The following is a 7,747-nucleotide window of genomic DNA, read 5'->3' as shown; positions in this document are numbered from 1 at the left end:
GTCTTATTGTTGACCAGTGGATGTGCCCAACAACCGATAAACGTAATATATCCCATGAAAACCAAGATAAGGAGCATTCCTATGCGTAATGAAGTGGTATCGGATAGCAGACTGACAAACAGCGGACCTCCTGCGCCTCCCACAATTCCGGAGCAAAGAATACCGGCAAAAGAACCGTGATTCTGGGCTACTGTGTTCAGAGCCAGTGAGAATACGATGGAGTACATCATTGAAATGCAGAAACCGATTGCCGGAAATGCACATACCGCAACTTTTGCAGAACCGAACAATGCGATCAAGAGTAAACTCATGGAAAGCAGTCCTGATATTTGTAGGAGACGTTTACTGTCTATCAGCTTCAGCAAGAACATACCAAATAGGCAACCGACGGTCATCGAACCCCAGAAATAACTGATACTTTGTGCACCGACAGTTTTTGGATCAATGCCATGATACTGTTCCAAGAAGGTACTCATAAAAATAGAGACACCCTGTTCTGTACTGACATAACAGAAGATTCCCAAAAAGAAAAGCCATACGTATTTTTGACGGAACAATTTTTTATAGGAAGAGGAGGAACCACTGCGTTCATCATCTTTCAATTCAATGCGCGGAAAATGAACGAATGACACAACGAGCAGCATAGCCAACAACAGTGCTGTAAATACCCAATACAGAGAAACCCAGGGAAGAGTAACCGGAGTAACTTTTGCCAGAATATCCAGCAAAAAGTTCTGTCCCTGCTGATAAACTTCCGGTTCCAGTGCATGTATCAGCCAAGTGTAAACCAAGGGACTGATAAAAGAGGCTACTCCGAATACAAACTGTGCCAACTCTGCTATAAACGCATAATTCTCCTCTCCGCCGACAACACGTTGCAAAGGGTTGATTACAGTTTGCAACATGGCCATTCCCAAACCAATGATGAAAGAAGACAGAAGCAGTATCAGGTAAAAAGGGAAACATGCAAACAAGGTAGTACCTATAAATGGCATTAGGAAGCCGGTAAATAGCACCGGCTTTTCTCCATATTTATCTATTAATATACCTGCCGGTATCGACATGATGGCATAGGCCAAGAAAAAAGAGGTCGGAATAAACCCTGCCATTGCCAGATCCTTCAGTTCAAAGTTATGGATAATGTCGGGGATTAACGGCCCGAGAATATTCGTAATGAATGAAATAGTAAACCAAAACATCATGATTAATGTCAGCATACTCCATTTCTTGTTACTTTTCATGATATATCGTTCATTTTAAGATTAATGATGCCGCTCCGATAAATCCGGCTTTATTACCCAATGATGCGGCTACAATTTCTGTATTTAAGGCACAATCGGCTATAACATGCTCTCGAACCACTTCCCTTATTTTCTCTAAATAGAAAATACCGGATTCTGTAACCCCTCCTCCCAATACAATCCGTTGAGGGCTGAATATATTGACAAATCCGGCAATTCCTCTTCCCAAATAGTAAAAGTGTTCACTCATGCATTCAACAGCCATCGGAAAATTTTCATGATACAGGCGGACTATTAGTTCTCCGTTTATTTCCATATCAAAACTCAGATTCCGCTCTTTAGCCAACGTGCTGAAATGCCTTACCAAAGCAGAAGTCGAGGCATAATGCTCCAGGCAGCCGATCGCTCCGCAGGCACAACGTTCACCGTTAGCAATCAATGGCACGTGTCCCAGCTCCGTACCCCGATTGGCATAGCCGTTGAATAATTTGCCATCAATGATGACGGCTCCACCGATGCCGGTTCCCACTGTCAGAAACACCACGTGGGTACACCCCCTCCCTGCACCATATTTCGCTTCCCCCAACCCCATCAGGTTGGCGTCATTTCCAACGACTACCGGTAGTTTCATCTGTTCTTCCAAAAGAGAAGCCACATCTATGTTTTCCCAACCGATAATATTTTCTGCACCTCCCAATACGATACGGTTCGTCTCATCTACAATTCCGGGTGTACCAAGCCCAATGCCCAATACTGTCCAGTTTTGTTTGGCAGCTTCATCTTTTAACAACATGACAGCTTTTATCAACTGCTCTATTACTTTTGCAGCTGAAACAGAAGCAAAAGAGGGTAATTTTCCCTCAAAGAAAGAATTACCCGCTTTATCCACCAAAGCATATTTTATAGATGTACCACCTAAATCAATGCCAATTGCATATTCCATAGTTTATTATATCAAATAAGGAAACATTATGTTCTTTCTACCCATATAGGAGAACTCCATGCCCATTGCTGGTCACGCTGGCGAACCCTGACATAGTAATAGTCCGTATCTCTTTCGGGTTGGGTATCCTCCATATAATGCTCAACCGTAAAGCAACTTTCCGGCATTGCACGGTTGAAGAGAATAGCCTCACTGAGCCACCCTATCATGAAATGTGAACGGGAACCTTCCAAAAGTTCACCCAACGAATGCTCAAATTTCTTGCCATTGAATTCGGCTGTAATCACGCCATCTTTAGGCATAGTCACATCCAGAATGACAGCTTGCGTGGCAGGAGTCGTGGTATTGGGGTTTTTGGAACTGTACATATCCAACTCTGCATCCTTACTTGTAACAGACACAATACGGTTAACTTTTGTCTCAAACTCAGATTCTCCCGGTTGCGGAGAAGTGAAAGCGGCGCCACGGAAGCAAGGTTCCACAGCATTGATAGTTCCTTTATTTATGGACAGCTTTCCTTGCCAATGCACATACTGCTCTTCGCGGTTCCAACCGAAATCAACTTTTACCTTGCAGCGTACCATATCTCCTTCCGGCATCTCGGGCAACAACGGACCGCTTAAACGAGCAATACACTTTCTGTTCTTAACGATGTCAATATAATCAATACAGCTACCTCCCTCCACATTCAGATAAATGCGGCGACTGTTTCCCCGTACGACATCGCCCGGGAACGCATCATTCAAACGAAAATCTATATTGATTTTATCACCGGTGGCACAGCATACATGACGGTTCTTCATGGCATCCCAGATTTTATCACGGCTCAATGATTCCGCAAGGATACCTATGCGACCGTCACCGTAACTTCCCGGATAACCTGCATGTTGGTCGGTCGAACCCATAATACCGAATTTTTTACCTTGCTCCAATCCGCATTGAATAGTACCTTCCCATTGGCGAGGACCCATGTCATGCAGATAACTGTAATCTCCCTGATCGCTTTCTGCCAGTCCATGGCGCGAATACATCTCTACAAACGGGGTCTGGTCTCCTTCCGTAAAGAAGTTCCAGTTGTATCCGCGATAGCCAGTCTGATATCCCATGTGATGCGGAGTTATGAATACCTTATGTCCGCGAGCTTTCCGTTTCCAGTCTTCAATGGAAGTACATTCCACCAGCGGTGCGTCCAAATCATAATTCAGAGCCACATGGTCGCCATGTTCCATGCTGTGCGCCTCATAACCAACAAAAGCCAGGAATTCTCCTTCCTTATTGTATTCATTGGTCATGGCGACATATTTCTCATAACCTCCCTCTCGCAAACGCTTGAAGGCACCGGTATGATAATCGATCACCCACTTCAGACGGGGATCATCGGCTCCGGGAATATCCGGCCACATGGCATGAGGAGTGACAGATACAAAATCCAGTTGTTCTTTGGCAGCCTCAAATGCAGAACGCATGTCGCCATGACCGTAGGTTATGTTACAATGATTATGCAAATCTCCCCAGAAATACTTCAGATTACTGGCAGAGGGCATGACTTTCTTTCCTGCGGCAGTTCCTTGCTGACATGCAGATAATAGGCTACCGGAAGCGGCCAGCCCGACAAGAGACCAGCCGGTATGCTTTAAAAAATTTCTTCTGTCCATAATTTAAATTTAGATTATCTGTTTTTCATCAATCGTCTGTCACCTTTGAATAACTCTTTGACCTTTTCATCGGGGTCATCATCCTTATACTGTTTTTGAATCTTTTTCAGCAATGAAATGAGTTCCGCTTGTTTGTCGGCATACTCCGGTTTACCAAACACACTGTTCAGTTCACTCGGGTCATTCTTCAAGTCATACATTTCCCATTCGTCCACATCGTTATAGAAGTGAATCAGCTTGAAGTCAGCGGTACGAATGCCGTAATGCCTTTTAACCGAGTGCTCTGCCGGATACTCATAATAGTGATAATAGGCGGCTTTTCTCCAGTCAGCCGGTGTTTTCCCCCCATTCTCCAGAATGGTCCTGAGAGACTGTCCCTGAATATCTGCTGGTATATCTGCTCCGGCAAAATCCAGCAGGGTAGGAGCAAAATCCACATTCATGGCAATAGCGCTCGATACACTCCCCGCCTTGATGGCCTTCGGATAACGGATAACCAATGGCATGCGCTGGCATTCTTCATACATAAAGCGCTTGTCGAACCAGCCATGTTCGCCCAGAAAGAAACCCTGGTCCGAAGTATAGATTATGATTGTATTGTCCAATTCACCGTTTTTCTCCAGATAGCCGAGCAACCTTCCTATATTTTCGTCCACAGCTACAATAGTTGCCAAGTAATCGCGCATATATTGCTGGTACTTCCAACTGATCAGTTCTTTCCCTCTTAAGTTGCCGCTACGGTATTCTGAAATACGCTGGGCGTATACCGAATCCCACTTATCTTGTACATCAGCCGGCATACGCTTGTAGACTTGATAGAGGCGATTGGTCGTATCTTTCAGCATTTCTTCACGGGTCAGTAGTTTCAGATCCCAGTCATTGGTCAATGTATGCTCGATGGACATATCCTGTTCTATAGCAGCAGAGCCTCTGCCTTCGTATGTATCGAAAAGCGTGGCAGGTTCGGGAAACACGGTATTGTTGAACATTCCCAAATGACGAGGAGCGGGCATCCAGTTACGGTGAGGGGCTTTCTGGTGATACATCATGCAGAAAGGCTTGCTTTTGTCTCTGTGTTCCAGATATTCGATAGCCTTGTCTGTAATAACGTCAGTTGTATAGCCCTGCTCTACAATCTGCTTTCCGTTCTCGTTGAAATCGGGATTGTAATAATCCCCCTGTTCATGTTGTCCGGTCAGGATACACCAATAGTCAAATCCCTGAGGCTCGGTAATCAGATGCCATTTGCCGACAATTGAAGTCTGGTAACCGGCGGCCTGCAACAATTTAGGGAAGGTCTGTTGGTTACCATCGAAAGTGCTGGCATTGTCTGTGAATCCATTGATGTGGCTGAATTTGCCCGTCAGGATACAAGCTCTTGACGGGCCGGATAAAGCATTGACCGCATAACAATTGTCCATACGAACACCTTCATTGGCAATCCTATCCATGTTGGGAGTCTGAAGGAAACGTCCACCGTAACATGACATAGCTTGCGTAGTATGGTCGTCCGTCATCATAAAGATGATATTCGGACGTTTCACTTCCTCTTTGCCGGAACTGCAAGCGGACATTCCGATGGCAGTCAAAGGCAGAAATATGTATGATAAACGATTCATTATAAAAATCTTTTATAACCCGTTGGCGGAATTTAAGAAAATCCGGACGATTGTGAACTGCAATAAGGCACGGAACAGCAATCTGCATTCCTTACAAATAATACAGATGCAAGAAATAGCAGTATACTGAACCTAATTCAGTCGTATATTGAATGCCATTCAGTCGTATACTGAATAGGGTTCAATCGTATACTGAATGCAATGCATCCAATAGGTACTGATAATCAAAATATTACAAAGCAGATTCATACCTTCAATATATTACAACAAACCATTAAAGTATCATTGCAGTCATTCCGCAGCGGTAATGAATTAATTCCGCCAACGGGTTATTATAGTTTATATTCCAATTGACGTTTCTTTCCGCCAACAGATATTTCTATTTTCACCCCATTTTCGTCAAATGCCTTGTTCAGGAACTTAGCTTTGAATATAGGGAAGGAAGCTGTATTTTTCGACGGATAAAGAATAGTTATGTAACGTACAGCGTCCGAATCCTTTTTATCTATATCAAAAGATACAGTTGTACGGGGTACTCGTAAACGATAGGCAGTTGAACGCCAGCCTTCTTTTTCTTTCATTGAAATTTTCTTCTCGGCAAAGCATTGCAGTTTCACGTTGCTTGGGCCGTCATAAACTGTAGTCAGCATATTATTCTTTCTGTCTATATTTACAGTACCTTCACACAAATGGTAGTTCAGATTCACTACTCCTTGGGCGTTTCCCACGGCTTCATCTACAATTACAAAATAAGATTGGTCTACAAAGAAAACAGAACGTCTGTGTTTCAAACCATCATAATGCGGATTCTCAGTCACCAGAATCTGCTCATTGCCTTCGGGCTTCCATAGTTTGGTGACAGACTGGGTTGTTTGCAGGTTTTTCCCATCCAATGTCAACGTATTGTGAGAACTTGTCCGGCGAAACCAATTACGAAGTTTCATTACTTCATCATCACCGGCATAGACGTAGGAGCCACTATCCGGGAAGAGATTCCGGCCATTGAACCAAAACTCAAAAGTTCCATTGTCCGGCTGGCAGTGCCATTCCCCTTTGGGACCGGCCTTTACAACCATTACGGTAGCATCCTGTTTCCAGCCGTTTCTGAAAGTAAAGAAACCGGAAGTCAGCGCACCGTGAGAAAGGTTGGGCAAGGGAGTGCCTTCACGACCTTCTGTGGCATAATAACGAATCCACTCACAATCAGGAAATAGCTTGAGCCAATCCTGATAATTACGGATTTCTGCCGGACGGTCTCCCAACTTGGCATCACTGAAACAGGGATTGCTGTAATCCGGAAAACAAATGTTGGCATAAAATTCAATCATACTCTTGACCGTATTCACGTATCCGGTGGGAAATTCTTGACGGAAGCCATTAACATCCGCCATGCGCAAAGCCTTGCAGAAAATGTTGATTGCCGCCAGATGATAATGTGGGTCCAATTCATATTGACCGCCATCCGGATAGACTTGTTTTTTAATTTCGCGGTTCAAAATGCTTATCCCACTTTTTCGCCATTCGCCTGCTTCCTTAAATTCGGGGAAAAACGCACCTGCATACACCATTCGCTGAGCTTCAAACAACAAGTGGTTACCCTGATCCGAGTAATTGCCAAGAATATGCAGTGCATGCCGGTGATAATTAATCAGAAATTCAGTCAAGAACTCCGGCGTGAAGGCCTTCGAAGAAACGAACAACAGAAATTGCAGCGTTTGATCCTGTAAACGGTTGCTCACCTCCAGAGGACGCCATGCAAAACGTACATTTTCCGCATTTCCCTTTACCTCGCCTGCGCTGACCAGTTCGTATTCTTCTTTCTCTACCTCTGTCAGAGGATTCTTTTTAATCCAATCCATATATTGGTATGCCCATTCTTTGGCATATTTCTCGTCTCCAGAGATTCGATATGCCTTACCCATTGGGGTGAACCATTTGTGGCGATGCAATTGCCAACGCAACTCATTGTCCTGTACCGGCCAATATTGCCAGTTGATATCTTTGCCGTAATTATAAGAAGGCTGATAGCCTTTATGCACAAAAAACGTATGTTCCAAGGCATCATCCGCCCATTTCTGTTCTTCCTTGGAAATCTTGATATTCTGCATATCGATATCAGGGTGTCCTATGCCGGTACGTTGGCGATAATAGTCCAATAAGGCTTTGGCTGCCTCGTCCCATTGTTGTCGGTCATATGCGGCTTTCACTTTCTCCAATCCCGGATAATCCAGATTCAGCAAGCCGAAAGCTTCCTTCCGCAACTGCTGTGCTTCCGCACATAATACAACC

The 7,747-nt window shown here is 44.3% G+C and carries 5 protein-coding genes; all 5 read right to left on the bottom strand.

Going from position 1 to position 7,747, the window contains the following annotated elements:
• Positions 1-1,241 (bottom strand): sugar MFS transporter (locus tag ABUA47_RS21305; protein WP_349832013.1); only part of this gene is annotated, 1,241 nt, incomplete at its 3' end.
• 10 nt (positions 1,242-1,251) lie between these two features.
• Positions 1,252-2,184, bottom strand: coding sequence for an ROK family protein (locus ABUA47_RS21300; RefSeq protein WP_016272388.1), 933 nt, complete (start codon positions 2,182-2,184; stop codon positions 1,252-1,254).
• Between the two features lie 26 nt (positions 2,185-2,210).
• The gene (locus ABUA47_RS21295) at positions 2,211-3,839 is read right to left on the bottom strand and encodes a hypothetical protein (RefSeq protein ID WP_022402182.1); all 1,629 of its coding nucleotides are present in this window, start codon (positions 3,837-3,839) and stop codon (positions 2,211-2,213) included.
• 14 nt (positions 3,840-3,853) lie between these two features.
• Positions 3,854-5,458 carry a sulfatase gene (locus tag ABUA47_RS21290; protein ID WP_022402183.1) on the bottom strand — a complete coding sequence of 535 codons (1,605 nt, stop codon included), beginning with the start codon at positions 5,456-5,458 and terminating at the stop codon, positions 3,854-3,856.
• Positions 5,459-5,790: 332 nt separating this feature from the next.
• On the bottom strand, positions 5,791-7,747 hold a 1,957-nt coding region (hepC, locus tag ABUA47_RS21285; protein ID WP_349832011.1), incomplete at its 5' end, for a heparin-sulfate lyase HepC.

The sequence above is a fragment of the Bacteroides sp. RTP31139st1_H2_RTP31139_211217 genome, assembly GCF_040227615.1.
In the GTDB taxonomy this organism is placed as follows: domain Bacteria; phylum Bacteroidota; class Bacteroidia; order Bacteroidales; family Bacteroidaceae; genus Bacteroides; species Bacteroides uniformis.
This window is presented reverse-complemented; position numbering and strand designations above follow the sequence as displayed.

Bases quoted from the DNA above. Each gene is read 5' to 3' on its own strand.
- ABUA47_RS21300 (WP_016272388.1), bottom strand. From the start codon at position 2,184: ATGGAATATGCAATTGGCATTGATTTAGGTGGTACATCTATAAAATAT.
- ABUA47_RS21295 (WP_022402182.1), bottom strand. From the start codon at position 3,839: ATGGACAGAAGAAATTTTTTAAAGCATACCGGCTGGTCTCTTGTCGGG.
- ABUA47_RS21290 (WP_022402183.1), bottom strand. From the start codon at position 5,458: ATGAATCGTTTATCATACATATTTCTGCCTTTGACTGCCATCGGAATG.